General features: G+C 56.4%; 26 protein-coding genes and 1 pseudogene. 20 read left to right on the forward strand and 7 right to left on the reverse strand.

Going from position 1 to position 26,693, the window contains the following annotated elements:
• Positions 1-196: 196 nt before the first annotated feature.
• The 6 genes from dnaJ to ACIQ0R_RS02535 all read right to left on the reverse strand — a co-directional run bounded on the left by dnaJ (position 197) and on the right by ACIQ0R_RS02535 (position 8,766).
• A complete protein-coding gene (dnaJ, locus tag ACIQ0R_RS02510) occupies positions 197-1,318 on the reverse strand; it encodes a molecular chaperone DnaJ (protein ID WP_395823367.1) in 1,122 nt (373 codons plus the stop codon).
• Between the two features lie 204 nt (positions 1,319-1,522).
• Positions 1,523-3,463 (reverse strand): molecular chaperone DnaK, encoded by a 1,941-nt coding sequence (gene dnaK, locus ACIQ0R_RS02515; protein WP_395823369.1) that lies wholly within the window; start codon positions 3,461-3,463, stop codon positions 1,523-1,525.
• Positions 3,464-3,558: 95 nt separating this feature from the next.
• The gene (grpE, locus tag ACIQ0R_RS02520; RefSeq protein WP_395823371.1) at positions 3,559-4,098 is read right to left on the reverse strand and encodes a nucleotide exchange factor GrpE; all 540 of its coding nucleotides are present in this window, start codon (positions 4,096-4,098) and stop codon (positions 3,559-3,561) included.
• Positions 4,099-4,635: 537 nt separating this feature from the next.
• The gene (gene hemH, locus ACIQ0R_RS02525; RefSeq protein ID WP_395823373.1) at positions 4,636-5,742 is read right to left on the reverse strand and encodes a ferrochelatase; all 1,107 of its coding nucleotides are present in this window, start codon (positions 5,740-5,742) and stop codon (positions 4,636-4,638) included.
• A gap of 267 nt (positions 5,743-6,009) precedes the next feature.
• Positions 6,010-7,680, reverse strand: coding sequence for a DNA repair protein RecN (gene recN / locus ACIQ0R_RS02530; RefSeq protein WP_395823375.1), 1,671 nt, complete (start codon positions 7,678-7,680; stop codon positions 6,010-6,012).
• 156 nt (positions 7,681-7,836) lie between these two features.
• A complete protein-coding gene (locus tag ACIQ0R_RS02535) occupies positions 7,837-8,766 on the reverse strand; it encodes an NAD kinase (RefSeq protein ID WP_395823377.1) in 930 nt (309 codons plus the stop codon).
• Between the two features lie 46 nt (positions 8,767-8,812).
• On the opposite strand from ACIQ0R_RS02535, the gene ACIQ0R_RS02540 reads away from it, so the two are divergent.
• On the forward strand, positions 8,813-9,562 hold the full coding sequence (locus ACIQ0R_RS02540; protein ID WP_395823379.1) for an HAD family hydrolase: 750 nt from the start codon (positions 8,813-8,815) through the stop codon (positions 9,560-9,562).
• An 89-nt stretch (positions 9,563-9,651) separates the two neighbouring features.
• Entirely contained in the window at positions 9,652-10,674 is a 1,023-nt protein-coding gene (gene hrcA, locus ACIQ0R_RS02545) for a heat-inducible transcriptional repressor HrcA (protein WP_395823381.1), read from the forward strand.
• 89 nt (positions 10,675-10,763) lie between these two features.
• Here hrcA and fur read toward each other — a convergent pair whose 3' ends face one another.
• Positions 10,764-11,189 carry a ferric iron uptake transcriptional regulator gene (fur, locus tag ACIQ0R_RS02550; protein WP_395823383.1) on the reverse strand — a complete coding sequence of 142 codons (426 nt, stop codon included), beginning with the start codon at positions 11,187-11,189 and terminating at the stop codon, positions 10,764-10,766.
• 74 nt (positions 11,190-11,263) lie between these two features.
• Here fur and ACIQ0R_RS02555 point away from each other — a divergent pair, with 74 nt between their 5' ends.
• The 18 genes and pseudogenes from ACIQ0R_RS02555 to ACIQ0R_RS02640 all read left to right on the forward strand — a co-directional run.
• The gene (locus tag ACIQ0R_RS02555; RefSeq protein WP_395823385.1) at positions 11,264-11,857 is read left to right on the forward strand and encodes an outer membrane protein assembly factor BamE; all 594 of its coding nucleotides are present in this window, start codon (positions 11,264-11,266) and stop codon (positions 11,855-11,857) included.
• 127 nt (positions 11,858-11,984) lie between these two features.
• A complete protein-coding gene (gene dapB, locus ACIQ0R_RS02560) occupies positions 11,985-12,791 on the forward strand; it encodes a 4-hydroxy-tetrahydrodipicolinate reductase (RefSeq protein WP_395823387.1) in 807 nt (268 codons plus the stop codon).
• Positions 12,792-12,910: 119 nt separating this feature from the next.
• Positions 12,911-13,603 (forward strand): MotA/TolQ/ExbB proton channel family protein, encoded by a 693-nt coding sequence (locus ACIQ0R_RS02565; protein WP_395823389.1) that lies wholly within the window; start codon positions 12,911-12,913, stop codon positions 13,601-13,603.
• Positions 13,604-13,643: 40 nt separating this feature from the next.
• Positions 13,644-14,075: an ExbD/TolR family protein gene (locus tag ACIQ0R_RS02570; RefSeq protein ID WP_395823391.1), complete on the forward strand. Its 432-nt coding sequence runs from the start codon at positions 13,644-13,646 to the stop codon at positions 14,073-14,075.
• A gap of 311 nt (positions 14,076-14,386) precedes the next feature.
• Positions 14,387-15,166 (forward strand): hypothetical protein, encoded by a 780-nt coding sequence (locus ACIQ0R_RS02575; protein ID WP_395823393.1) that lies wholly within the window; start codon positions 14,387-14,389, stop codon positions 15,164-15,166.
• Positions 15,167-15,168: 2 nt separating this feature from the next.
• On the forward strand, positions 15,169-15,447 hold the full coding sequence (locus tag ACIQ0R_RS02580) for a DUF535 family protein (RefSeq protein ID WP_395823395.1): 279 nt from the start codon (positions 15,169-15,171) through the stop codon (positions 15,445-15,447).
• A gap of 186 nt (positions 15,448-15,633) precedes the next feature.
• Positions 15,634-18,279 (forward strand): leucine--tRNA ligase, encoded by a 2,646-nt coding sequence (leuS, locus tag ACIQ0R_RS02585; RefSeq protein ID WP_395823397.1) that lies wholly within the window; start codon positions 15,634-15,636, stop codon positions 18,277-18,279.
• 83 nt (positions 18,280-18,362) lie between these two features.
• Positions 18,363-18,962, forward strand: coding sequence for an LPS assembly lipoprotein LptE (gene lptE / locus ACIQ0R_RS02590; protein WP_395823399.1), 600 nt, complete (start codon positions 18,363-18,365; stop codon positions 18,960-18,962).
• Positions 18,963-18,979: 17 nt separating this feature from the next.
• Positions 18,980-19,999: a DNA polymerase III subunit delta gene (holA, locus tag ACIQ0R_RS02595; RefSeq protein WP_395823401.1), complete on the forward strand. Its 1,020-nt coding sequence runs from the start codon at positions 18,980-18,982 to the stop codon at positions 19,997-19,999.
• A 68-nt stretch (positions 20,000-20,067) separates the two neighbouring features.
• On the forward strand, positions 20,068-21,333 hold the full coding sequence (locus ACIQ0R_RS02600) for a glutamate-5-semialdehyde dehydrogenase (protein ID WP_395823403.1): 1,266 nt from the start codon (positions 20,068-20,070) through the stop codon (positions 21,331-21,333).
• Positions 21,334-21,582: 249 nt separating this feature from the next.
• Positions 21,583-22,005 (forward strand): CopD family protein, encoded by a 423-nt coding sequence (locus ACIQ0R_RS02605; protein WP_395823405.1) that lies wholly within the window; start codon positions 21,583-21,585, stop codon positions 22,003-22,005.
• Between the two features lie 19 nt (positions 22,006-22,024).
• A complete protein-coding gene (locus ACIQ0R_RS02610) occupies positions 22,025-22,627 on the forward strand; it encodes a 2-hydroxychromene-2-carboxylate isomerase (protein ID WP_395823407.1) in 603 nt (200 codons plus the stop codon).
• A gap of 73 nt (positions 22,628-22,700) precedes the next feature.
• The gene (locus ACIQ0R_RS02615) at positions 22,701-23,936 is read left to right on the forward strand and encodes a class I SAM-dependent RNA methyltransferase (RefSeq protein WP_395823409.1); all 1,236 of its coding nucleotides are present in this window, start codon (positions 22,701-22,703) and stop codon (positions 23,934-23,936) included.
• 293 nt (positions 23,937-24,229) lie between these two features.
• The gene (gene hemP / locus ACIQ0R_RS02620) at positions 24,230-24,427 is read left to right on the forward strand and encodes a hemin uptake protein HemP (RefSeq protein ID WP_395823411.1); all 198 of its coding nucleotides are present in this window, start codon (positions 24,230-24,232) and stop codon (positions 24,425-24,427) included.
• A 112-nt stretch (positions 24,428-24,539) separates the two neighbouring features.
• The gene (locus tag ACIQ0R_RS02625; protein WP_395823413.1) at positions 24,540-24,860 is read left to right on the forward strand and encodes a hypothetical protein; all 321 of its coding nucleotides are present in this window, start codon (positions 24,540-24,542) and stop codon (positions 24,858-24,860) included.
• A gap of 97 nt (positions 24,861-24,957) precedes the next feature.
• A complete protein-coding gene (locus ACIQ0R_RS02630; protein WP_395823415.1) occupies positions 24,958-25,188 on the forward strand; it encodes a bacterioferritin-associated ferredoxin in 231 nt (76 codons plus the stop codon).
• Between the two features lie 21 nt (positions 25,189-25,209).
• The gene (locus tag ACIQ0R_RS02635; protein ID WP_395823417.1) at positions 25,210-25,902 is read left to right on the forward strand and encodes an energy transducer TonB; all 693 of its coding nucleotides are present in this window, start codon (positions 25,210-25,212) and stop codon (positions 25,900-25,902) included.
• A gap of 101 nt (positions 25,903-26,003) precedes the next feature.
• Positions 26,004-26,570 (forward strand): annotated as a pseudogene (locus ACIQ0R_RS02640) (MotA/TolQ/ExbB proton channel family protein); the annotation flags it as partial.
• Positions 26,571-26,693: the final 123 nt, after the last annotated feature.

Below are 26,693 nucleotides of genomic sequence, written 5' to 3' on the forward strand. Positions count from 1 at the left end.
AGCATTCGACGCTTGGCTATCGTTCACCCTGCCAGTATTTAGATGACTGGCTCACTGAGCAACATCAGGAAAAACAGGCGGCATAAAAGCCACCTGTTGGAAGACGAAAAATCGAGGGAAGCTCATGTCCGGATTTCCGGGTCCACTATAGGTTGACGGTTTTTTTGGAGAGCGAAGAGTCCGCAATCGAAGTCACTTACTCGAAGAACTCTTTCACCTTGTCCTTCCAGGACTTGGATTGCGGGCTATGCTTGGCACCACCTTCGCTTGTCAATTGCTCGAACTCCTGCAACAACTCCTTCTGGCGATCACTCAGCTTGACCGGGGTTTCCACCACAACGTGACAGAACAGGTCGCCCGCATAACCGGAGCGCGCACCCTTGATGCCCTTGCCGCGCAAACGGAAGGTCTTGCCAGACTGGGTGCCATCAGGGATGGTGAAAGAAGCCTTGCCGTTCAGCGTCGGCACTTCGATTTCACCGCCCAGTGCCGCTTTGGCAAACGAGATCGGCATTTCGCAATGCAGATCGTCGCCTTCGCGCTGGAACACCGCGTGCGGCTTGATGTAGATTTCCACATACAGATCACCGGTCGGGCCGCCGTTCATGCCGGGCTCACCGTTGCCGGAAGAACGAATCCGCATGCCGTCGTCAATACCGGCCGGAATCTTCACTTCCAGTGTCTTGTTGCGCTTGATACGGCCGGCACCGGCGCAAGACGGGCATGGCTCAGGAATGACCTTGCCGCTACCATGGCATTTCGGACAGGTCTGTTGGATGCTGAAGAAGCCTTGCTGCATACGCACCTGACCGTGGCCGCCGCAGGTCGGACAAGTGATTGGCTCGGTGCCGGGCTTGGCGCCTGAGCCGTGGCATGGTTCGCATTCGTCCCAGCTGGGTACACGGATAGTCGTATCGAAACCGTGCGCCGCTTGCTCCAGCGTGATTTCCAGGTTGTAGCGTAAATCGGCCCCACTATATACCTGCGGGCCACCACCGCGACCACCACCGCCGCCGAAGATATCCCCGAAGATATCGCCAAAGGCATCGGCGAATCCACCTGCCCCACCCGCACCAGCGCCACCCATGTTGGGATCAACGCCGGCATGGCCGTAACGATCGTAGGCATCCCGTTTTTGCGGGTCGGACAGCATTTCGTAGGCTTCTTTAGCCTCTTTGAACTTCTCTTCGGCACCTTTGCTATCCGGATTGCGGTCCGGATGATGCTTCATTGCGAGCTTGCGGTACGCCTTCTTGATTTCTTCATCAGAAGCATTTTTCGCTACGCCCAGTATTTCGTAAAAATCACGCTTCGCCATCTTTGTGCACCCTCTTGTTTAAGCGAAAACGCCGGGCAAAGTAATTCGCCATGTTTTAATGGCTCATCAACTCTGCCCGGCTAAATGTTTTGCAATTTAAACGTTTGATCTGATTAATTAGCGACTGAGCCGCCCCGAAAATATCATTCGCCACGCTAAGGCGGCTCCTAACGCCTATCAGGGCGGCTCTGCCCCACAATTAAATTACTTGCCCTTTACTTCTTTGAAGTCGGCGTCGACCACATCGTCTTCCTTCGACTTGGCTTCTGCACTGGCTCCTGCGGCACCGGCTTCAGCGCCACCGCCCGCTGCTTGCTGCGCCTGCATGTCGGCATACATCTTTTCGCCGAGCTTCTGCGCGGCGGTAGTCAACGCAGCTGTCTTGTTATCGATAGCCGCCTTGTCGCCGCCCTTCAATGCTTCTTCCAGTTCCTTGATCGCCGCTTCGATGCTGGCTTTTTCGCCGGCTTCCAGCTTGTCGCCGTATTCTGCCAGGGATTTCTTGGTCGAGTGGACCAATTCATCGCCTTGGTTGTGGGCTTCAGCGACTTCCTTCAGGCGCTTGTCTTCCTCAGCATTGGCCTCGGCATCACGCACCATTTTCTGGATTTCTTCTTCGGTCAAGCCAGAATTAGCCTTGATCGTGATCTTGTTTTCCTTGCCGGTCGCCTTGTCCTTGGCGCCGACGTGCAAGATGCCGTTGGCGTCAATGTCGAAGGTGACTTCGATCTGCGGCGTGCCACGCGCTGCAGGCGGGATGCCTTCCAGATTGAATTCGCCCAAGCCCTTGTTGCCTGCGGCCATTTCACGCTCGCCCTGGAAAACCTTGATGGTCACGGCTGGCTGATTGTCGTCAGCAGTCGAGAACACCTGACTGAATTTAGTCGGGATGGTGGTGTTCTTCTTGATCATCTTGGTCATCACGCCGCCCATGGTTTCGATACCCAGCGACAACGGAGTCACGTCCAGCAACAGCAAGTCCTTGCGATCGCCCGACAAGACCGAACCCTGGATCGCCGCACCAACCGCCACAGCCTCATCTGGATTGACATCCTTGCGCGGATCCTTGCCAAAGAACTCTTTGACCTTCTCCTGCACCTTAGGCATGCGGGTCATACCGCCAACCAGAATGATGTCGTCGATATCGGAAACCTTGACGCCAGCGTCCTTGATCGCGATACGGCAAGGCTCGATGGTCTTGGCGATCAGCTCTTCGACCAGCGATTCCAGCTTGGCGCGGGTGATCTTCAGGTTCAGGTGGACCGGTGCGCCGTTGGTCATAGCGATGTACGGCTCGTTGATTTCAGTTTGCTGCGACGACGACAGCTCGATCTTGGCGCGCTCGGCCGATGCCTTGATACGTTGCAGAGCAATCGCGTCCTTAGCCAGGTCGATGCCGTTGATCTTCTTGAACTCGTCCAGGATGTAGTCAATGATGCGTTGATCGAAGTCTTCACCGCCGAGGAATGTATCGCCGTTGGTAGACAACACTTCAAATTGCTTTTCGCCATCGACGTCAGCGATTTCAATGATCGACACATCGAAAGTACCGCCGCCGAGGTCGTACACGGCTATCTTACGATCGCCCTTTTCTGCCTTGTCCAGGCCGAAGGCCAGCGCCGCCGCAGTCGGCTCGTTGATGATGCGCTTGACGTCCAGACCGGCGATACGGCCGGCATCCTTGGTGGCTTGGCGCTGTGCGTCGTTGAAGTATGCTGGCACCGTGATGACGGCTTCGGTGACTTCTTCACCGAGGTAGTCTTCGGCAGTCTTCTTCATCTTGCGCAATACTTCAGCGGAGATCTGCGGCGGCGCCAGTTTTTGATCGCGGACACCGACCCATGCATCGCCGTTTTCAGCTTTGAGAATCTGGTAAGACATCAGAGCGATGTCTTTTTGCACTTCTTTTTCGTCGAACTTGCGGCCGATCAGACGCTTGGTTGCGTACAGCGTGTTCTTCGGATTGGTGACTGCCTGGCGCTTAGCCGGGGCACCAACCAGGATTTCGCCGTCTTCTTGATAAGCGATGATGGATGGCGTAGTACGCGCACCTTCGGAGTTTTCGATCACTTTAGGCTGGCCGCCTTCGATAATAGAAACGCAAGAATTGGTGGTACCCAAGTCAATGCCAATAATTTTACCCATGGTATCTATCCTTTACTGAAATCTGATTAATGTTTTGATGGTCTGAATATAAGGAGAAAAACAGCGCTTTCAAGCGCTCGCCAAGCGATTTTTTGTTATTTTCCTTGCGCAACAACAACCAGAGCCGGACGCAGCAGTCGGTCAGCAATGGTGTATCCCTTCTGCAGTACCGTCACCACGGTATTGGCATCCTGTTCAGCAGGAATGGTCGAGATTGCCTGGTGTTTCATTGGATCGAGTTTCTCCCCGACCTGCGGCGAGATTTCTAGTAAAAGGTTTTTTTCGAAAGCCGAAGAGAGTTGCTTGAGCGTCATTTCGACGCCTTCCTTCAGCGACCCGACCGGCGGCGTTTCGATTTTCAAGGCCATCTCAAGATTATCCTTCACCGGCACCAATGCTTCGGCAAAGCCTTCAATCGCAAATTTGTGGGCACGAGCGATATCCTCCTGGGCGCGACGACGGATGTTCTCGGCCTCAGCCTTGGCCCGCAGGAAAGCATCCTGCATTTCGGCGATCTTGGCTTGCGCTTCGGACAACTGGATTTCCAGTGCCGATTCGGCGACTACCGTTGCATCTTCAGCAACAACATTTTTTTCGGTTTGCGCTTGTCCGCTCTGATTTTCCATGTCTTCCATTCAAAATCTCCAACAATCAATAACTTAATCGGTATGCACAGCCAAATGAGGCTATGCCCCTACTTTTTCAAGGGTTAGAAACGACGGCCGCGCGGATTTCGGCAAAAGCGGCGCAGAAGCTATCGCCGAGACCAATTTTCAGCAACAACTTGAAACAAGATTTACCAGTTACAGGTTTGCTGCAACGCGCCATCGGAACTATGCTAAAATGGGGTATTCCGCGTCGCACGAAAACGCGTAACAAACCAAGCCAATGAAAGGGGAATATCGTGAAATTACCGTTGATTTCCGCATTTCTGGTTGTGTATATCGTGCTGGCTGCCAGCTGGATCAGTTATTCGCAACTGGTCGCGCTCTATTAATTTTTATGCTGATGTCTTGCCAAACCGGCGACATTATCATAACGACAGCCTTCTCACCTGAGCGCCCGACGACAAGCCGGGCGATGATTGCAGATGCGCGTCAACAACGTCGCGCATCTGCCTCAACATTTCTGCTTCCTGCGCCCGCATTATGATGAGCCTGCTTTGATTTGTGTTATTGGGCAGCACCAAGGCGTTCGGCGCACTGCTTGGATACATCGGCTTGCTGTTGCAGTTCAGCCCGCTCAGTACTGGTCAGATGAGTCGGCCAACCGATCATGTGCTCCTCCACCAGAGTTGCCATGGCAGAAATCCAGGCCTGGGACTGGTTCAGACAGGGGATGAAATGAAACTCCTTGCCGCCGGCCCCGAGAAAGTCTTGCTTGGCCTCGATTGCAATCTCTTCCAGAGTTTCCAGGCAATCGCTAGTGAATCCGGGACACATCACATCGACACGCTTGACACCCTGCTTAGCCATTTTTTGCAGGGTCGGGGCAGTATAGGGCTGCAGCCATTCTGCTTTGCCAAAGCGCGACTGGAAAGTCACTTGGTATTGCTCCGGTCCCAATCCCAGTTGCTGCGCCAGCAAGCGCGCTGTTTTATAGCATTCGCAATGATATGGATCGCCAAGCATCAACGTGCGCTTGGGCACGCCGTGGAAGCTCATGACCAGCTTGTCCGGCATCCCGTGCATTGCCCAATACGCCTGTACCGACTCTTTGAGGGCCTGTATATATTCATCGTGATCATGATAGTGCTTGATCAGGCGCAGTTCCGGCACGTTGCGTACTTGTGCGTAGTGGGCAAATACGGCGTCGTAGATAGAGGCCGTGGTGGTCGCGGAATATTGCGGATAGGCAGGCAGAATAAGGATGCGCTCGCACCCATCGGCCTTCAACTGATCCAGCACGTCGGCAATCGACGGACTGCCGTAACGCATCGCAAACGCCACTTTGACCTGATGGCCGCGCTGCCCGAGATAGCCACGCAGCAAAGTGGCTTGCTTGTCGGTATGGACTTTGAGCGGAGAACCTTCGTTGGTCCAGATTGACGCGTATTTGTGCGCCGACTTGCTGGAGCGGAACGGCAGAATAACCCCATGCAAAATCGCCCACCAGATCGCCCGCGGGATTTCCACCACCCGCAGATCGGACAGAAACTGCTTCAGATAACGGCGTACCGCCTTGGTAGTGGGGGCATCGGGAGTGCCCAGATTGACCAGCACTACTGCCGTTTTGGCAACGGTGCCGTGCGTGAATTGCGGTTCTTTGCGAAATGCCATGTGAGTTTCCGGGAAGTTAGAGTGCGATCAAAACCGCGATATTTTAAATGGGGGATGCGCGCCACGCACCAGTAATCAGGAGCAGGCGCCATCTCATGACGCATGACGCATGCTCTTGCAATTTGTAACGCGTGCGCCAAAGGCCAGCCCATGCTGCCGGTCATAGCGCTTCTCTTGACCGTTTAACCTGGTTGCCTGATCAGGTGGGCCAGAGGCGAATTGCGTAATTCGCCGCGCTCGAGCGCGGTTAAGGTCTTTTTCCAAGGCTTACAATGCCAACAATTCACGTGCATGCTTGCGCGTCGTTGCAGTAATTTCCAAACCGCCGAGCATACGGGCGATTTCTTCAACCCGGCTCTTGGCATCGAGGCCATCGATCGCCGACACCGTTTTGTTACCCTGGCTTTGCTTGCTAACCTGGAAGTGCTGATTGGCCTGACTCGCTACCTGCGGCAAGTGTGTCACGCACAACACCTGACGATCCTGCCCAAGCCGCTTTAGCAACCGCCCAACCACTTCCGCAACACCGCCGCCGATGCCGCTGTCGACCTCATCGAAAATCAGGGTCGGCGTTGCAGTCGAACTTGATGTGATCACCGAAATCGCCAGCGCAATCCGCGCCAGTTCACCACCGGATGCGACTTTCGCCAAGGCACGAGGTGCCACGCCGGCATGGCCGGCGACCAGGAATTCGACTTGCTCAACCCCATAACTGGCCGGCTCGCACGGATTCAGCGCCACCGCAAAACGACCGCCGCTCATACTCAGATCCTGCATAGCCGCCGTCACCGCGGCACTCAGCGCGCCAGCAGCCTTAGAGCGCGCCTTCGACAGCTTTTGCGCAAGCGTCAAATGGGCCGATTTCAATTTTTCTTCTTGCGCCCGCATGGCATCGAGATCGCTGGTGTTAGCCAGTTGCCGTAATTGTATCGACAACGATTCCAGCTCCTGCGGCAGTTCGTCCGGCGCCAGACGGAATTTACGGCCGGCTAAGTGAATCGCCTCCATCCGAGTTTCCACTTGGTGCAGGCGCGCCGGATCGAGCTCGACCCGGCTCAGGTAATCGTTAAGCGCGTAGACCGCTTCCTGCAACTGAATGCGCGCCGGCTCCAGCGCTTCCAGTACCGGCTTCAAGCTGCTGTCGACATCGACCAGCTTGCCAATTTTCTGATTCAGCGCCGACAACTGCGATAGCATCGGCGGCGTGTCGTCTGCATCGTTGTCGGAAATCACGTTGAGCGCCTCCTGCGCGCCCTCGATCAGGCTGGCGGCATGCGACAGTCGGCTGTGTTCGTTGGTAATCTCGTCCCATTCACCGGGCTTGACTGCCAGCTTTTCCAGCTCGCCGACCTGCCATTCAAGCCGTTCACGTTCGAGCAACACATTCTTGGCATTGATTTCGAACTCCTCGCGCTGGCGCGCCAGCGAACGCCAGCTTTTGAAGGCAGCAGCCACCGCCAGCAAGTCGTCCTGCAAACCGGCCTGGCCATCCAGCAGCATCCGTTGCGCATCGCTCTTCAACAGCGACTGGTGCGCATGCTGGCCGTGAATGTCGACCAGCATCTCGCCCAGTTCGCGCAACTGCCCGGCGGTCGCTGCCACGCCGTTGATGAACGCCTTGGAGCGGCCGGCATTGTCAATCACCCGCCGCATCAGGATGACACGCTCGTCGCCACTGAATTCATTGCGCTGCAACCAGGCGTCGACCTGATCTTCAGTGCCGTGACCGAGCGCGAATTCCGCGATCACATCAGCCTTGGCGGCACCTTCGCGCACCACGCTGGCATCAGCGCGGCCGCCCAGCGCCAGCGCCAGCGCATCAATCAGGATCGATTTGCCGGCGCCGGTTTCGCCGGTAAAAACGGTAAAGCCGGCGGCGAACTCAAGCTCAATGGCATCGACAATGACAAAATCGCGGATGGAAAGTGTGCGCAGCATGGGAGTCTGAGAATGGCTTAAAAAATGGGGATGTGAATTGAGAGTAAAACAAGAAGACGCCCAACGGCGACGTTCTTATTAACATGCATCAATGGTTATGTGCGATTGGCCTAATCTTTATTCAAACAAATTCAAACAAATTTAATCAGCAATAATTTACTTCAGCTTTCCTTCTGCCGAAGGATGCTCGTTCCAGTGCAATTTTTGCCGCAAGGTGTCGTAATAGCTCCAGCCGGCCGGATGCAGGAAAGTAATCGTATGCTCGGAGCGCCGCACAAGTATGCGATCACCGTGCTGCAGGCTGGCCAGCGATTGCATATCAAAATTGACGCTGACATCGCGGCCGTTGACGATTTCAATCACGATTTCGCTGCTGTCGGGAATCACGATCGGCCGGTTCGACAACGCATGCGGTGCAATCGGCACCAACACCATGCCGCCCAACGACGGATGCAACAACGGGCCGCCAGCCGACAACGCGTACGCAGTGGAGCCGGTCGGGGTTGCGACGATCAGGCCGTCGGAGCGCTGGTTGTACATGAAGCGGCCATCCACCTCGACCATGAGCTCCACCATGCCAGAAGCAGCGCCGCGCGACACCACCACATCGTTGAACGCCAGCGCGCTGAAAATCTGCTGATCGTCACGCATCACCGCTGCCTGCAACAGACTGCGACGTTCCGATTCAACCATACCGTCGAGCATATCGGCCAGCACCGGCAGCATCCGTTCCAGCGAAATATCGGTAATGAATCCGAGCCGGCCCTGATTAATGCCGATCAACGGTACCTCGTAGGGCGCCAACTGCCGAGCGATACCCAGCATGGTACCGTCGCCGCCGACAATAATGGCGGCATCGGCCCGCTCGCCGATCTGCGCCGGCGTCATCGCCGGTATGCTGTCCATGTCAACATTCTGTGCAGTCTCGGCTTCGAGCACCACATGATGACCGCGACTTTGTAAAAACCCGATGATTTCGGTCAACGAGTCGGCAATGCCGGCGGCAAAGTACTTGCCGACAACCGCGATGGTTTTTGGCGAAGGGTCCGACAAATTCTGCTGAGAAGGTAATTTTATAGGCCGCATGCTGGCGATTAGACCATAATTTAGGCTTGCCATGAAGGATACGCACATGCCCCGCCCGAATAATTCACCGGCTCTGTCCGGCAAACCGCCTGCCATCAAGGCGGTCCTGTTCGACCTCGACGATACGCTTTGGCCGATCGCCACGGTTATGGCGCGCGCCGAACAATTGTTGTTTGACTGGCTAGCCGGCAATGCACCAGCCGTCGCTCGCCATTGCAGTATCGACAGCCTGCGCCAACGACGCATGGAACTTGCTGCTGCCAACCCTCTTTTTAGAATCGGCCTGTGGAAATTGCGTCACGCAGCACTGACCGCAGCATTTGACAGCGTCGGTGAGGACACGCGCAAGGTGGATGCTGCAATGGCGGTATTTTCAGCAGCGCGCCACGCCGTCACGCCATTCGCCGATGTACAGCCAGCGCTGGCGCGGCTACAGCGGCAGGTGCTGTTAGGCACGGTGTCGAACGGTTTCGCCGATCTCGGCAAGATTGGTCTGGCGCAGTATTTCCAGACCTCGATCGCCGCCCGCAGCTTCGGTCGGGCCAAGCCCGATCCGGCGATTTTTCATGCTGCCTGCGCCGCTTTGCAAGTCGCCCCCGAGGAAACCGTCTACGCCGGCGACGATCCGCTGCTAGATGTCGCCGGGGCCCAGCAAGCAGGGCTGCAGGCGGTGTGGATCAACCGTTTTAGCCGGGTACTGCCTGACGGCATCACAGCACAAGCCAGCTTTACCAACCTGGAACAGCTGGAGGCATGGCTGCAGCAAACCAGGGCTGACAGCAAAAACAGTGTATAAGTGCATCCATAAGCGATTGGCAAGCTAGCTTATGGCGTTCTATCATTTCCCGAGCACCACACTGCCCGTTGGTACACTAAAATACTGATATGCAACTAGATACCCGCGCCCAAACCCTGCTAAAAGCCCTGGTCGAACGATATATCGCCGACGGCCAGCCTGTGGGCTCGCGCGCCCTGTCCAAAATTTCAGGCCTGGAACTGTCGCCAGCGACCATCCGCAACATCATGGCCGACCTAGAAGAGATGGGTTTCGTCGCCAGCCCCCATACCTCTGCCGGACGGGTGCCGACACCGCGCGGCTACCGCATGTTCGTCGATACCTTGCTGACGGTCGAGCCGATCGACGAAACCGCGCTGGAATCACAAATGCAGACGCGCCTGCAACCGAATTCGCAACAGAAAATCATTACCAATGCGGCTCAGGTACTATCCTCGCTGTCGCACTTTGCCGGCGTGGTGTTGACGCCTCGACGCGAATCGATATTCCAACAGATCGAATTCCTGCGTTTGTCGGAAAAGCGCATCCTGCTGGTGATCGTCAGTCCCAGCGGCGATGTCCAGAACCGCCTGCTGCTCACTGATGTCGATTACAGTCCGGCGCAATTGGTGCAAGCGGCCAATTACATCAACCAGCATTACGGCGGCCTCAGCATCGACGATGTTCGCTTGCGCCTGCAGGGCGAATTACGCAAACTGCGCGACGATATGACCTGGCTGATGCAAGCCGCAGTTGAAGCCGGCAGCGACGCCATGACCGACAACAGCGACGAAGTGGTGATTTCCGGCGAACGCAACCTGCTTAGCGTGACCGACCTGTCCTCCAACATGGATTCGCTGCGCAAGCTGTTCGATATGTTTGAGCAAAAGACCAGCCTGATGCAGTTGCTTGAGATTTCCGGCAAAGCCACCGGCGTGCAGATTTTCATCGGCGGCGAGTCGCAACTGGTGCCGATGAATGAAATGAGCGTAGTCACCGCGCCATATGAAGTCAACGGCAAAGTCGTCGGCACACTGGGCGTAATCGGTCCCACCCGCATGGCTTACGAGCGGGTGATTCCCATTGTCAATATCACTGCGAAACTATTGTCAAACGCACTGAGCCACAGTTAGTGACAGTCGTTTAATGAAACAAGGTTGGCGCAGAAACCGCGCCGCGATAAACCCGCTGGCGCAGAGTCAGATAGAGATGGCAGGCGCGCTCAGGCCTTTTTCTTGCGGCAATCCCGGCAACGCCCGTAGAGTGCCAAAGCGTGGTCGGTAATGTCGAAACCATGCTCCTTGGCTACGATTTTCTGGCGTTTTTCAATTTCTTCGTCGTAAAACTCTTCGACCAGACCGCAATCCAGGCAAACCAGATGGTCGTGGTGCGAGCCTTCGTTAAGCTCGAACACGGCCTTGCCGGTTTCAAAGTGATTGCGCTGCAGCAGTCCGGCTTGCTCGAATTGGGTCAATACCCGATAGACAGTTGCCAGACCGACATCGAGATTGTCTTTTAGCAAAATTTTATATACGTCTTCAGCGCTCAGATGGCGCACTTCACTATTCTGGAAAATCTCCAGGATTTTCAGTCGTGGTAATGTGGCTTTGAGGCCGCTGGCTTTCAGTTCAGATGGATTGTTCGGCATGTTTTGGCCACAAATGGATGATCTGCTTTATCATATAGCGTTTTAGCACAGTTGCTCAATCAATTGAGATCCTTATGCGAATGTTGCTCTCCCCCGCTCGTACCTCCGCTTTGACAGTTGCAGTTGTCTTGATGGCCGCCTTGGCCGGCTGCGCCTCGAAAAACCCTTTGATCGACAGCTCTGCGGCCAACTCCGGTACGGCCGCCGGTGGCGACGCTGCTTTGGCGGCAACACCTGTCAGCACAGACGATGGCAGCGGCGTCCAAACCGTCAAGCACCGCCGCTTCCTGGGCATTTTCTCGCCATATCGCATCGATATCCAGCAAGGAAACTTTGTTTCCAAAGAAATGCTGGCACAGGTTAAAGAAGGCATGACCCGTGACCAAGTACGCTTTGCGTTGGGGACGCCGCTGCTGACGGACATTTTCCATGCGGATCGCTGGGATTACGTGTTCCGCCTGCAAAAAGGCAATGGCGAAATCACCTCCAGTAAAGTGACCGCATTCTTCAATGGCAATCTGCTAAGCCGGATCGAAGGTGGCAATCTGCCGACCGAGGCTGACTACCTGGCGCGGATTTCCGGCGGCGCTGCGGAAGCCAAGAAGAGCGTCAAGAATGTCGAGATTGCCCCGGCGGTGCCGGCAGCGCCCACACCTTCGAAAAACTGATTGGTTGTTGTGGTTTGCGCGACAGAATTCAGACATCGCTACAGTGCGGTGGGTCTGACTGCCCGCAATGCACTGGCAAGCTAGCAGACTAAAAGACTCAATAAACGTACAGATCGTCAATTTAATAATGACTCAGATGAAAATTGCCGTTGCAGGTGCTTCGGGGCGCATGGGGCGCATGCTGGTGGAAGCCATACAGAACGCCGATGATGCAGTGCTGACCGGTGCGCTCGGCGTGCCGGACGCACCCGAGCTGGGTAGCGATGCCGCCGCGTTTCTCGGCCAGCCGGCCAACGTCCTGATCGAATCCGACCTGGCCAAAGGCCTGGCCGATGCCGCCTACCTGATCGATTTCACGCGCCCGGAAGGAACGCTGAAGCATCTTCAATACTGTGCTGCCCACGGCATCAAGATGATCATCGGCACCACTGGTTTCGACGACGCCGGCAAGGCGGCGATTGCCGCTGCGGCCCAAAAAACTGTGATTGTGTTTGCGCCCAACATGAGTGTCGGCGTCAACGTTACGATGAAGCTGCTGGAGCTTGCCGCCAAGAGTTTCTCGCACGGTTACGATATCGAAATCATTGAAGCGCATCACCGCCACAAGGTCGATGCGCCATCCGGTACGGCCTTAATGATGGGCGAAGTCATTGCCAACGCGCAGGGCCGCAAGCTCGACGATGTGGCGGTCTACGCGCGCGAAGGCGTGACCGACGAACGCGACCCCTCATCGATCGGCTTTGCCGCTATTCGCGGCGGCGATATCGTCGGCGATCACACCGTCCTGTTTGCCGGCATCGGCGAACGGATTGAAATCACGCACAAGTCCTCCAGCCGCGTCACTTACGCTCACGGCAGTCTGCACGCGGCGCGGTTCCTGCGCGACAAGAGCAGCGGCTTGTTCGACATGCAGGATGTGCTGGGCTTGCGCTGAAATGCCGATGAACCTGAAGCGGCACAATTGACTCAAAGCGCGTGCGGACAGGCGCCAGCAAGTAGCTTGCCGCACGCTGATGCTGGTTTTGCAATGAACACTTTTCTCGGATCGACGACATGGATCAATCTCTCGGGCTGGCGCGCTATTGGGCGCAAACTGACGCGGTTTCTCACTCGGTAGCTTACGTGCTGGTGCTGATGTCAATAGTCAGCTGGTTTTATATCCTGTCCAAAACCTGGAGTTCCTGGCGAATTCGCCGCAGCGCGGCGGCGCTCGACGATTTCTGGCAAGCCTCGACGCTGGAAGTTGCAATCGCCGGCATCAAGCCTTTCGATACTGAAAATGTGTATTCGCCACTGGCCAGCCAGGCCGCCGATGCGGCCTCCATCAAGCCGCCCGCCCCCGGCACAGCGGCGGCATCGCTGAATGCAGCATCCGATCCGGGAGAACTGATCACGCGTACGCTGCGCCGCGAAATCAACCGCGTTTCCTCGCGCCTGGAAAGCGGCCTGACCCTGCTGGCATCGGTAGGCTCGACCGCACCGTTCGTCGGTTTGTTCGGTACAGTCTGGGGCATTTATCATGCGCTGGAAGCAGTTTCCAGCAGTGGCACCATTCAAATCGATAAAGTGGCAGGTCCGGTGGGCGAGGCGCTGATCATGACGGCGCTGGGCTTGGTGGTGGCGATCCCTGCGGTGCTGGCGTATAACGCCTTCACCCGGGTTAACCGGATCACACTGGCCGAGCTCGACGCCTTTGCACACGACCTGCACGCCTACCTGACAACCGGTAGCCGGGTCGGCAAGTAACATTTGCCCATCCGCAAATAGCGACTAACAGGAGCACACCATGGCTTTCGGCGGTTTCAACGATAATCAGAACCAGGCACCAATGGCGGATATCAACATCACGCCGATGGTTGACGTCATGCTGGTGCTGCTGGTGATATTCATCATCACTGCGCCACTCTTCACACACGCGATCAAAGTCGATCTGCCGACAGCGCAATCGGCACCGGCACCGGAAAAGCCAGAGATGATATCGCTAGCCATCGATCGCGCCGGCAAGATGTTCTGGAACGACCAGCCGGTGCAAGAAGGCGAACTCGCAAGCCGCCTGATGGACGCAGCCCAGCGCCAGCCGCAACCTGAATTGCAATTACGCGCCGACAAGGACACGCGCTACGAAATCCTGGCGCAAGTGATGTCGCTGGCGCAAAACAACGGCTTGAGCAAGATTGGCTTTGTTACCGTTCCCGGTAAAGGCGCCGGGGTCAAATAACTCTCGGGTGGAGTCATTCGCCCGCCCTTCCGCAATCCGATTACATCTCCGCCGATTTTTCTGCAGATCGCGGTAACAGCATCTCGCGCGCCCGATCTGACTCCATACGCGCGCCGTCCTGGCACGCGAAAACATTCCTGCACGGAAATTTAATAATTTCAACAGCGCGCGTCGCTCTATATATTTGAATGTAACCTTGTGTTTTAATATGTATCCCTATATTTCACTGTGGAATGATACGCAAAATCATTATCGGGCGGCTTAAGACAGCTCTCCCAGCCCACTAAACACGCTTACGTTTGTCCGAATACATGACGCTGTCTTCCTACAATCAACTGCTTTGGTCGTCATTCAATGCACCGGCGGGTTTCATCGGTATTCCTTTCTTGCTTGCCCTGGCGATTGCCGAGTGGGGCGTGTACCTGGCACCAACTAGCCTGGTGGCACTGTGGATTGGCGGCAACAAAACAGCCCGAGCAGCATCCGTCAGAGCAGTTCTGACCACTGCCTGCGCGGTGTTGGTAAGCAAGATAATTACCCTGCTGTGGAGCGCATTGACCCCGGTTGCCGAAAACAGCTCGTTGCAACAGGTACCAAGCCGACACTACCTCTCGCCCAGCATTACCATCGCGATGATCCTGACCACCGGGCTTACCCTCTGGACTGCCAGGACCATCAAGATCAAATGGATCGGCATCTTGCTCATTGGGCTATCGCTGGCGGTGAGCTGGGCCACGATTTTCCTTGGCATGCAATATCCGCTCGACATCTTCGGTGCTGGCCTGGTATCGCTGGCAATCATGCTGACCATGAACTCCAGATACGGCGTCGCCATGAGCCATCGGCTGCTGCGCTTCGCCCGAGAGCACTTGGGCAAGCTGGCGTTATTAAAGGAAATCAGCCATCTTTCGTACCTGTCGCCTGCCAGAGTTGGCTACGGCAACAATGGCACGCGCATCACGCTGCACAGTTGCCTGGCACATTCGTCTCCGGGGCCGTCGTATTTCGCCAAACAGCTCAAACTCAGCCTGCGGACGGTGCTGCATTATCGCCAGACCCGGCGCTGGCTGGCTTATTGGAATGCCAGCTAGAAATGGGGGCAACGCGCCGTGCGGACGGCGAATACGAGCTCCCTTGCAACACCATTGCCGTGACCGATCTTCAGCAGATCCCCTCCCACAAGCGCTCGGAAGCCAGAAAACGCATGGAACTGATCGACCGCGCCGTTCAAGCCACGCTGGCTGGTTTTACAGCTACACCCAGCGACGCCTTAACCGCCCGCCCCCCACTCACGCGACGCCTTAACCGCCCGCCCCCCACTCACGCGACGCCACAAGTGCTATACGCTAAAGCGGCATCCGAACCAGTATAATCACCGGTTCAGGGTCATTATTTAATGATCCGGCAAGTTCCCATTCCGCTTCGCCTCAGGAACGATCAGGCTGCGCCAGTTGGTCGCGGCTGGCGCATGCTATATTGCCACAACCCGGCGCTTGGCTCGTCTGGTCAGACTGATACAGCGAACGGAATAACATTCACCTTTTAGCCTCATCCCGTCATGCAAGAAAAATACAGCCCAACCGAAGTCGAAAAATCTGCGCAAGACCACTGGCAAGCGATAGACGCCTACAAAGCGGTCGAGCACACCACGGACAAGAACGGCCAGGAGAAAAAGAAATTCTACGCCTGCTCGATGCTGCCCTACCCTTCGGGCAAGCTGCACATGGGCCATGTGCGCAACTACACCATCAACGACGTGATGTACCGTTATCTGCGGATGAATGGCTATAACGTGCTGATGCCGATGGGCTGGGACGCGTTCGGCATGCCGGCGGAAAACGCTGCGATGGCCAACGGTGCGCCGCCTGCGCAATGGACTTACGCCAATATCGCCCATATGAAAAAACAGTTCAAGGCGATGGGCCTGGCGATTGACTGGTCGCGTGAAATGACCGCCTGCACGCCGCAATACTATAAGTGGAACCAGTGGATGTTTCTGAAGATGCTGGAAAAAGGCATCATCTACAAGAAGACCGGCACCGTGAACTGGGATCCGATCGACCAGACCGTACTGGCCAACGAGCAAGTAGTCGATGGCCGCGGCTGGCGTTCCGGCGCGCTGATCGAAAAGCGCGAAATCCCGATGTACTACGCCAAGATCACCGACTACGCGGAAGAATTGCTGGAACACGTCGAAACCAAGCTGCCGGGCTGGCCAGAACGAGTGCGCCTGATGCAAGCCAACTGGATCGGCAAATCGACCGGCGTGCGCTTTGCCTTCCCCCACAAGATCGAAGAAAACGGTCAGTTGATCCAGGACGGCAAGTTGTGGGTATTCACCACCCGCGCCGACACCATCAAGGGCGTGACCTTCTGCGTAGTAGCGCCGGAACATGCGCTGGCCACTTTTGCCGCCAAGAGCAATCCGGAGCTGGCTGAATTCATCGCCGAATGCGAAAAGGGCAGCGTCATCGACGCCGATATGGCGACGATGGAAAAGAAAGGCATACCAACCGGTCTGTACGTGTCACACCCATTGACCGGCCAGCAGATCGAAGTATGGGTCGGCAACTACGTGCTGATCACCTACGGCGACGGCGCCGTGATGGGCGTACCGGCACACGATGAGCGCGACTTCGCTTTCGCCCAGAAATACGTGCTACCGATCCGTCCTGTCATCGCCATCGAAGGCAAGACCTATTCCGACGCAAACTGGCACGACTGGTATGCCGACAAGGAAAACGGCGTCTGCGTCGATTCCGGCAAGTACGACGGCCTCAACTACCAACAAGCGGTTGATGCAGTCGCTGCGGATCTGGCCGCGCATGGTCTGGGCGAAAAGAAAATCACCTATCGCCTGCGCGACTGGGGTATTTCACGCCAGCGTTACTGGGGCACGCCTATCCCGATCATCCATTGCGGCGATTGCGGCGACGTCCCGGTTCCGGAAAAAGATCTGCCGGTCATCCTGCCGGAAGACTGTGTGCCGGACGGCAGCGGTAATCCGCTCAACAAGCATGAAAAATTCCTGCGCGTCGATTGTCCCAAATGCGGCAAACCGGCGCGCCGCGAAACCGATACGATGGATACCTTCGTCGATTCATCCTGGTATTACATGCGTTATTGTTCGCCAAACAATAACGAAAGCATGGTCGATTCGCGCAACGATTACTGGATGCCGATGGACCAGTACATCGGCGGCATTGAGCATGCGGTACTGCACTTGCTGTACGCGCGTTTCTGGACCAAGGTCATGCGCGACTTCGGCCTGGTCAAGTACGACGAGCCGTTCACCAACCTGCTGACGCAAGGGATGGTGCTCAACGAAACCTATTTCCGCGAAGACGCCAGTGGCAAGAAGACTTGGTTCAATCCGGAAGATGTCGAGCTGACCTTCGACGACAAGGGACGGCCGTTGACAGCGACGCTGAGATCGGATGGCCAGCCGGTCGAAATCGGCGGCACCGAAAAGATGTCGAAATCCAAGAACAACGGTATCGATCCGCAAGCACAGATCGACCAGTACGGTGCCGACACGGCGCGTCTGTTCACCATGTTCGCCGCGCCGCCGGAGCAAACCCTGGAATGGTCAGGCACCGGCGTCGAAGGCGCGAATCGCTTCCTGCGCCGGGTCTGGTCGTTCGGCTATGCGCACAAGGCCAGCATCACGCCAACCGTCAATCCCGATTTTTCCGGTTTGAACGATGCACATAAAGCCCTGCGCCGCGAAGTGCACAAGATCCTGCAACAAGCCGATCACGATTTGAAACGGATCCAGTACAACACGGTCGTATCGGCCTGCATGAAAATGCTCAACACGCTCGATGGCGCCAAGCTCGACCAGTCGCCGGCCAGCAATGCGGTGCTGACCGAGGGGTTGTCGATTTTCCTGCGCGTGCTCAACCCGGTGGCGCCGCACATCACCCACGCCCTGTGGCAGGAACTCGGCTTCGCGGCAGTGCATGGCGATCTGCTCGATGCCGATTGGCCACAGGTGGACGCCAAGGCGCTGGAACAGAGCGAAATCGAGATGATGATCCAGATCAACGGCAAGCTGCGCGGCAGCATCACGGTTGCCAAGGATGCGGACAAGGCCAGCATTGAAGCAGCTGCGTTGGCTAACGAGAACGTACAGAAGTATCTCGACGGCGCGCCGAAGAAAATCATCGTGGTGCCCGGCAAGCTGGTCAATATCGTCGCCTGACTCGCGGTGCGGCCGGACTAACCAGTCCGGCTTTCAATCTTGAAACAAGGAATGCCAGAATGCTGAATAGAATGTCTCCCGGAATGCCTGCTGCACATCGTTCATGGCTGTCCTGGCCGCTACTGCTGCTCACGGCAGCGCTGCTATCGGCCTGCGGCTTCCATCTGCGCACCTCGGCCAACCTGCCCTTCAAGTCGATCTATATGACGTTCACCCCCAACTCGCCGCTCGGCGTGGAATTGCGACGTAACATACTGGCCAGCGGTAATACGGTTGTACTGCCGACGGAAAAAGACGCCGAGGCGACCTTGCAAGTATTGGGAGAAACCCGCGAGAAAGTGGTTCTGATCCTCAACAGCCAGGGCCAAGCCAGCGAATATCTGCTGTATTACAAACTGACTTTCCGGGTGCTCGACGCTAACAAAAAAGAACTGTTGCCGCCGACGCTGATCACGCTCAAGCGCGACATCAGCTATAACTCGTCGCAGGAATTGTCGAAAGCGGCGGAAGAAGTGCTGCTCTATCGCGACATGCAGACCGACATGGTGCAACAAGTTCTGCGCCGTCTGGCCGCCATCAAAACCGGCGTGGCGACAAAAGTGGAGCCGGCGGAGCAAGCGCCGGGCGATATAAAAACGGATCGGCAAACAAGTCCAGCGCCAGCCGTGCCGGCAGCTCAATAGCGAAATGGGAATCAGTCATGCAACTGCGGTTCGACGCGCTCGATGGCCACCTGGCGAAAACCCTGGCGCCCTTGTATGTGATCACCAGCGATGAGCATCTGCTGGCGCTGGAGACGTGCGACAAGATTCGCAAGAGCGCACGCGCCAACGGTTGCAGCGAACGCGATGTGCTGGTAGTCGACCGCAGCTTCAAATGGGGAGAATTGCTGGCTGCCAACCAGTCGCAGTCGCTGTTCGGCCACAAGAAGCTGGTCGAGCTGCGGATTCCCGGTGGCAAGCCCGGCAAGGATGGCGGCCAGGCTCTGCAAAGCTATGCAGCCACGCTGAACCCCGACAATGTCACCATCATCAGCCTGCCCAAACTGGACTGGGCCACACAAAAGGCGGCTTGGGTCGCCAGCCTGCAACAGGCTGCGGTGTATATCGAGATTCCGCTGGTGGAACGTGCACATCTGCCGAACTGGATCAGCATGCGGCTAGCGGCACAACAACAAAGTGCCGACCGCCAGTCGCTCGATTTCATCGCCGACCGGGTCGAGGGCAATCTGTTGGCGGCGCATCAGGAAATCCAAAAGCTGGCTTTACTGCATCCGCCCGGAAAACTGCGCTTTGAACAATGCCACGATGCCGTTCTGAACGTAGCGCGCTATGATGTATTCAAGTTGAACGAAGCAATGTTGGTCGGCGATGCGACGCGGCTGGTGCGCATGATGGATGGCTTGAAAGGTGAAGGCGAAGCGCTGCCGCTGGTGCTGTGGGCAGTCTCCGAAGAAATCCGCACCTTGCTGAAATTAAAATCCGCAGCTGCGCAAGGACGGCCGATTGCGGCACTGCTGAAGGAGTATCGCATCTGGGGACCGCGCGAGAGGCTGATGGAGCCGGCGTTGCGACGCCTGACCCTGGCGACGTTGGAAGCGGCGCTGAAAGACGCCGCGCAGGTCGACAAGATGGTCAAGGGCCTGCGCGCCAAGGCGTTTTGCGGCGATGCGTGGGATGCGCTGCTGCAGCTCGCCCTGAAAGTCGCTCAGCCGCGCTGATTCGGCCAGGAGTGCGACGCCATCCAGGCCACTGAAAAAAGTATGAAAAAACCAAGAAATGTAAATATATGAACGTCCAACAATACATGACCGAAGTCGGACAACGCGCCCGTGCCGCATCACGCGCGATGGCGCGTGCTGACTCCGCCGCCAAGAATCGCGCGCTCGGCCTGATCGCTGCGGCGATTCGTCGCGATGCCGCGCTGCTGCGCACTGCCAACCAGCTCGATCTCGACGCCGCCCGTGCCAACGGTTTGGCAGCGGCCATGCTGGATCGGCTGACGCTATCGGACAAGGCGATCGAGACCATGATCGCCGGACTCGAGCAGATCGTCGCTCTGCCCGATCCGATCGGCGAGATTTCCAACATGAAATTCCGCCCGACCGGCATCCAGGTCGGCCAGATGCGTGTACCGCTGGGCGTCATCGGCATCATCTATGAAGCCCGGCCAAACGTCACGGTGGATGCCGCCGGCCTATGTATCAAGAGCGGTAATGCCACCATCCTGCGCGGCGGCTCAGAGGCCCACCATTGCAACCAGGCGCTAGCCAAACTGGTCCAGGAAGGTCTGGCCGGCGCCGGCTTGCCGGCAGACGCTGTACAAGTGGTCGACACCACCGATCGCGCTGCCGTCGGCGCGCTGATCACCATGCCACAATATGTCGACGTGATCGTGCCGCGCGGCGGCAAAGGCTTGATCGCGCGCCTGATCAAAGAAGCCACGGTGCCGATGATCAAGCACCTCGATGGTATTTGCCACGTCTACATTGACGACCAGGCCGATCTCGACAAAGCGCTGCCAATCGCCTTCAACGCAAAATGCCATCGCTACGGCACCTGTAACACCATGGAAACTCTGCTGGTGGCACGTGCCATCGCGCCACAGGTTTTACCGGCGCTGGCTCAGCTATATCGCGACAAGCACGTCGAGCTGCGCGCCGACGACGAAGCCGGTGCGCTGCTGCAAGGCTACCCTTACCTGCGCAGCGCCAGCGAGGAAGACTGGCGCACCGAATACCTGGCCGCCATCCTGGCAGTCAAGGTTGTCGCCGATGTCGGTGCCGCGATTGCGCACATCAACACTTATTCCTCGCAGCACACCGACAGCATCGTTACCGAGAACTACTCGCGGGCAATGCGCTTTCTGCGCGAAGTCGATTCGGCATCGGTCATGGTCAATGCGTCAACCCGCTTTGCGGACGGCTTCGAGTTCGGCCTGGGTGCGGAGATCGGCATTTCCAACGATAAGTTGCATGCACGCGGACCGGTCGGCCTGGAGGGCCTTACCTCGCTCAAATATGTGGTGTTCGGTCACGGCCAGGTACGACAATAAGATGTCATGCCAATCTCTGTTTAATAAAAAAGCTGACAGGCCAACTAATAAGCAAGCAACACATGCATATCGTTTTGTGAAACCATTATATGGAGTCGAATCGGGGCGCGGCAGTTGCGCGACATAGCGGCGGAAAACCGCAGCCCGTTTTCAAGCTACAGGAACAGGTCTGGCAGGCCAGCCACTGAAGCGCCTTTTGGTCATCTACAAACGCATCACGCTTCCCGCAATCAACGAATAGGAAATTTCATGCTCTGGATTAAATCGCTACACATCGTCTTCGTCGTCTCCTGGTTCTCCGGCTTGTTCTACCTGCCGCGCATCCTGGTTAATCTGGCGCAGGAAACTGAAACCGCGGCGACCCAGCGCCTGTTGCAGATGGCACGCAAACTGTATCGCTTCACGACACTGCTGAAATTCGCTGCGGTACTGTTCGGCGTCTGGCTGTGGCTCGGGTACGGCATCGGCACAGGTCCGGGCAATGGCTGGATGCATGCCAAGCTGTTGCTGGTGCTTTTTGTGATCGGTTACCACCATGCCTGCGGTAGTTTGCTGAAGAAATTTGAAAATGGTCTTAACAAGCGCAACCATGTCTGGTTTCGCTGGTTCAACGAAGTGCCGGTGATCCTGCTGCTGGCGATCGTGATTCTGGTTGTCGTCAAACCGTTCTAACCTTCTCCAGGGACTAGCCATGAGCAAGCTTTGTGAATATTATTTTGCGCCTCACTCACCGTTCGCCTATCTGGGCCACGCGCGTTTTACGCAACTGGCCAAACAGTACAACGTCAAGATCGCATTGAAACCGTGCCACCTGTCGAAAGTCTTTAACATCTCGGGTGGTTTGCCGCTCGCCAAGCGTTCGCCGCAGCGGCAAGCCTATCGGCTGGCAGAAATGCGACGCTGGAGCGAATATCTGCAAGTACCGCTCAACCTGCAACCGACTTACTTTCCGGTGCAAAGCGACGACGCTGCAAAACTCATCATCGCCGCGCAATTAGCGCATGGGACTGAAGCCGCGCTAGCGCTGACCGGCGCTATAATGCGCGCAGTCTGGGCCGAACAACGCAATATCGCAGATCAGGCAACCCTGGTCGCCATTGCCAGCGACCTCGGACATGACGGCAAGAGCCTGCTGAAATCGGCTGAAACCGCCAGCGTCCAGAGTGAATTCGAGCGGTTTACGGAAGAAGCGATTTCCGCCAATGTATTCGGCGCCCCATGGTATGTCATCGACGGCGAAGGGTTCTGGGGTCAGGACCGGCTGGATTTTGTAGAGCGCGCTTTCGCCAAATAAATTGTTTTATAGGTTGGGCACAGCGTGTCCAACCTACGCAAAATTGTAATACCAACGGATAAAGGGTACTCCCATGTCACACAAATCTACCGATAAACACTCGTATTTTTGCCCCTGCCCGCGTGGCTTGGAAGGCGCTCTTGCAGAGGAGCTAAATGAAATAGCCCAGTTCAGCACGCCTGTCGTTACCCTCAAGGTGCATACCCAAGTGCCGGGCGGCGTCCATTGCTCAGGCTTGCTCAGCGATGCCTGGCGCATCAACCTGCATTCGCGCATTGCCAGCCGGGTATTGCTGCGCCTGACGCATGGCGCATATAAAACCGAAAACGATATCTACGACATGACGCTGGAGCAGGAATGGGAAAGCTGGTTTCCAGTCAGCCACACCATCCGTGTCGATGTCACGGCAGTGAAATCACCTCTGTGCAGCCTGCAATTCACCACCCTGAAAATCAAGGATGGCATCTGCGATCGTTTCCGCGATTTGTACAACGAACGGCCTTCGGTCGATACCGGCACGCCGGACATGCGTATCGTCGGCTTTCTCGATGCCGGCAATTTCACGCTATATCTGGACACATCCGGCGAAGCGCTTTTCAAGCGCGGCTGGCGCGCCGAAACCGGCGATGCGCCGTTGCGTGAGAATCTGGCTGCTGGCCTGTTGCGGACCTCGGGCTGGAAGCCGGGTACGGTATTGTTCGATCCGATGTGCGGGTCCGGCACGATTCTGGTCGAAGCCGCACAGATCCTGGCCGGTATCCCGGCCGGTGCCCGCCGCCACTTCGCCTTTGAAAAATTCAATGATTTCGAAAATGACAAATGGCTAGCGATCAAAGGCAGCTTCAAGCCCAATCCGTTGCCGACCAAACCAACCATTTTCGGCAGCGACATCTCAGGCGATATGGTGCAAATCGCCATCAACAACCTGCGCAATGCGGGCATTTTGTTTGAAGTCCCGATCAAACAGATCGAAGCGCAAGAAGTCAAACCGCCGAACGATGCCGAAGGCGCTATCATGCTGACCAATCCGCCGTATGGCGAACGGATTGGCGTGCGCGGCGACAGCACCTTGAGCAGCGACGATCTGCTGACAGCGTTCTTTACTGCCTTCGGCACCACCCTCAAGCAGCGCTTTGCGGGCTGGAGTATTTTCCTGTTCTCTGCCGACCTCGGCTTGCCGAAGCTGCTGCGCCTGAAGGAAGCGCGCAAGACACCGTTCTTCAACGGGGCGCTGGAATGCCGCTTGTTCCGCTTCGACATGGTGTCCGGTTACAACAGGCGCGAGGCGGCCATACCGAAAACAGAATAAACACAGCAACGACGTTCCGCTTACCCCAATAAACAGGCGCAATCCATTGGATTGCGCCTGTTTCATTTCTACATCCGAAACCTCACAGCATCGCTCACCCGATTGTTTCCCGTTGGGAAACGGCTTTACCCCCTCGCACTTAATGCCAAAACGATAACAATTTCGGTGGATATTACCCAGGAGAAACGGTCTCTGGATAACATGCGCCCAATGCGTCAAAAGCTCTTGCATTCCGCGTACAACTGGAGAATAATTCGAATACGAATTGTTCGCATTTACAGAAAGGGACTATAATGAGCCACTCGATACAGCCCGAAACCAAAGTTGGTACAGATCATGTGTCCAGTATTTCGAAGTCAGTTGCATCTGCAGTCACGCGAATCAAGAGCCAGGATTTGTTCAAGCAGATGCGTGAACTGGAAATAGATCATGGCGGCAGAATTTACAAGCTCCGCTTAACGCAGTTGAACAAGCTGATCCTGACTGCCTGAGCGTGCTGTCATGGCGGCCACAAGAACGAGCAATATTGAAACGTCAAGGCGCGTGAGGCCCGGCTGCCGCACCCGATAGCAAGGCAACGAGATACTGATAGAGGAGCATTGAATGGTCTCTGAGAAAATCAATCCGGCTTTCGTGGAGCCAAACGCCGCACCGGCACAGCCGGAGTTACTGGTTTCGGCGGTCCTGCATCTGATGTCGCATTACACCGCACACAGTCAGGAGAACAATGGCTGCGTCAAGCTGGCTTCAGTGATTCAGCGACACCTGAAGGCGCTGGCAGATTTACCCAATCTGGCACCGGTGCTGCGCGCCACTTGCCAGCAGTTATCGGAACAATGGGGCAGCGTCGTCGAAAGCACGATGCCGCAGCCCGAGAAATATACGCTGCTGAGCAGATTCGTTAGCAGCAGCAGAGTTTGCTAAGCAATATCCAATATCGATAAATCACACGGCCACCATCGCACTTTTCCGGCCGGCTTTTATTTTAATCTGCCCTCCATAGGTGGCAGTAAGGTACAAAATGATTGTTTGTGTTTGCAATAACGTTTCAGACCGTAAAATCCGACAGGCTGTCGATTCGGGCATGACTTCAATGGCGCAATTGCGCGAGAACCTTGGCGTCGCAACCTGTTGCGGAAAATGCCATAGCTGCGCAAAAAGCGTCTTGCGTGAGTGTCTGGATAAGCGCACTCCGGCAGCGCTGCACCATGTTCACGCATTGGTATTTCAGCCCAATATACAAGCAGCATAAACTGGCGGAATCAGCGCACATATGTCGTCAGTAACAATCTACCCCCCGTGTGCGCCTACGTTTACTTGGAAAAAATTTAAACGTACCGGCCCGCTGGGCGCAATCCTGTTGCTGCACGTCGCCTTTTTCTGGGCACTGGAAAACGGCTTGACTCATCAAGCTGCACAGGCTTTGCCGAAAGAAATCATCGCCAGTTTCATCACGCCTGAAAAGACGCCGGAACCGACACCGCCTAAGCACCAGCCGGCTCCCCCCAAAACTGTCGCCGTGGTGAAGAAAAGCGTTACGCCACCGCGCCCTATCCCGGTAGTCAACAATACCCCGTCGGAAACTGCGATTTCGGTGCCAACGCCGCCGCAAGCGCCGCAGAGCGAAGAGCCAGTTGCTGCTGCGCATCCTGCGCCAGCGCCGGTCGCGGCAGTCGCGCAACCACGCACCATCACTTCCGGCGTCGAATACATTCAACCGCCTGATGTGAAATACCCAGCCGTCTCCAAACGCATGGGCGAAGAAGGCAAATCGATCATTCGGGTCCTGATCAACGACAAAGGCCTTGCCGAGCGCGCCGAGGTGCAAAAGTCGTCTGGCTCAAGCCGTCTCGACGAAGCCGCCAGGCAGGCTGTCATGCGGGCTTTGTTCAAGCCTTACATGGAAGACGGCAAGGCGCTGCCAGTATTTGCCATCGTGCCGATCAATTTTCAACTATCCGGTTAATTCAGTTAGTGACTTAGTTAGCTTCAATCAAGCCGGGGCATTTTTTGGCGCATGACGCCAACTCAGCCGCCATCAATTCAAAATACAAGGGGAAGTTGATCATGGAAACAAGCCCATACGGATTACAGGCGCTATGGGGTCAGGGTGATTTTGTCATCAAGAGCGTTGCCGTGCTGCTGGTCGCGATGTCAATTGCCTCGTGCTACGTCATCCTGACCAAAGCGTTGCAGATACTGCGCTTCCAGCACGCCGCACATGCCGCCGGCCATCAATTCTGGGATACCACCAGCCTGCCGGAAGGCATCGCCACGCTGGGGAAAGAGAACCCGTTCGCCGAGGTGGCTGCGGCTGGCGTCTCGTCTATGCGCCACCACGCCGCCCACAAAGGTCATTTGCACGACCAATTATCGGTCAGCGATTGGGTAACGCTATCGCTGCGCCAGGCAATCGACGAAGTCTCCGGAAAATTACAGGCTGGCATGGCCGTACTGGCCTCGGTTGGCTCGACCGCACCCTTTGTCGGTTTGTTCGGCACCGTCTGGGGGATTTACCATGCGCTAGTGGCGATCGGCACCTCCGGCCAGGCCAGCATCGACAAAGTTGCCGGCCCGGTCGGCGAGGCGCTGATCATGACTGCACTCGGGCTGGCAGTAGCGATTCCAGCCACCTAAAGTGGACCCATCTGTCCAGACAAATATCTGCATAGTTTAAGAAGCACTTCCTGCCTCCAATACAGCTGCGCGGCGCTGTCCCGGTTTTTCTGTTGCTCTTGGTGTTGCTGTTGATCTTGC

The organism is Collimonas sp. (genome assembly GCF_044339385.1).
Taxonomy (GTDB): domain Bacteria; phylum Pseudomonadota; class Gammaproteobacteria; order Burkholderiales; family Burkholderiaceae_D; genus Collimonas.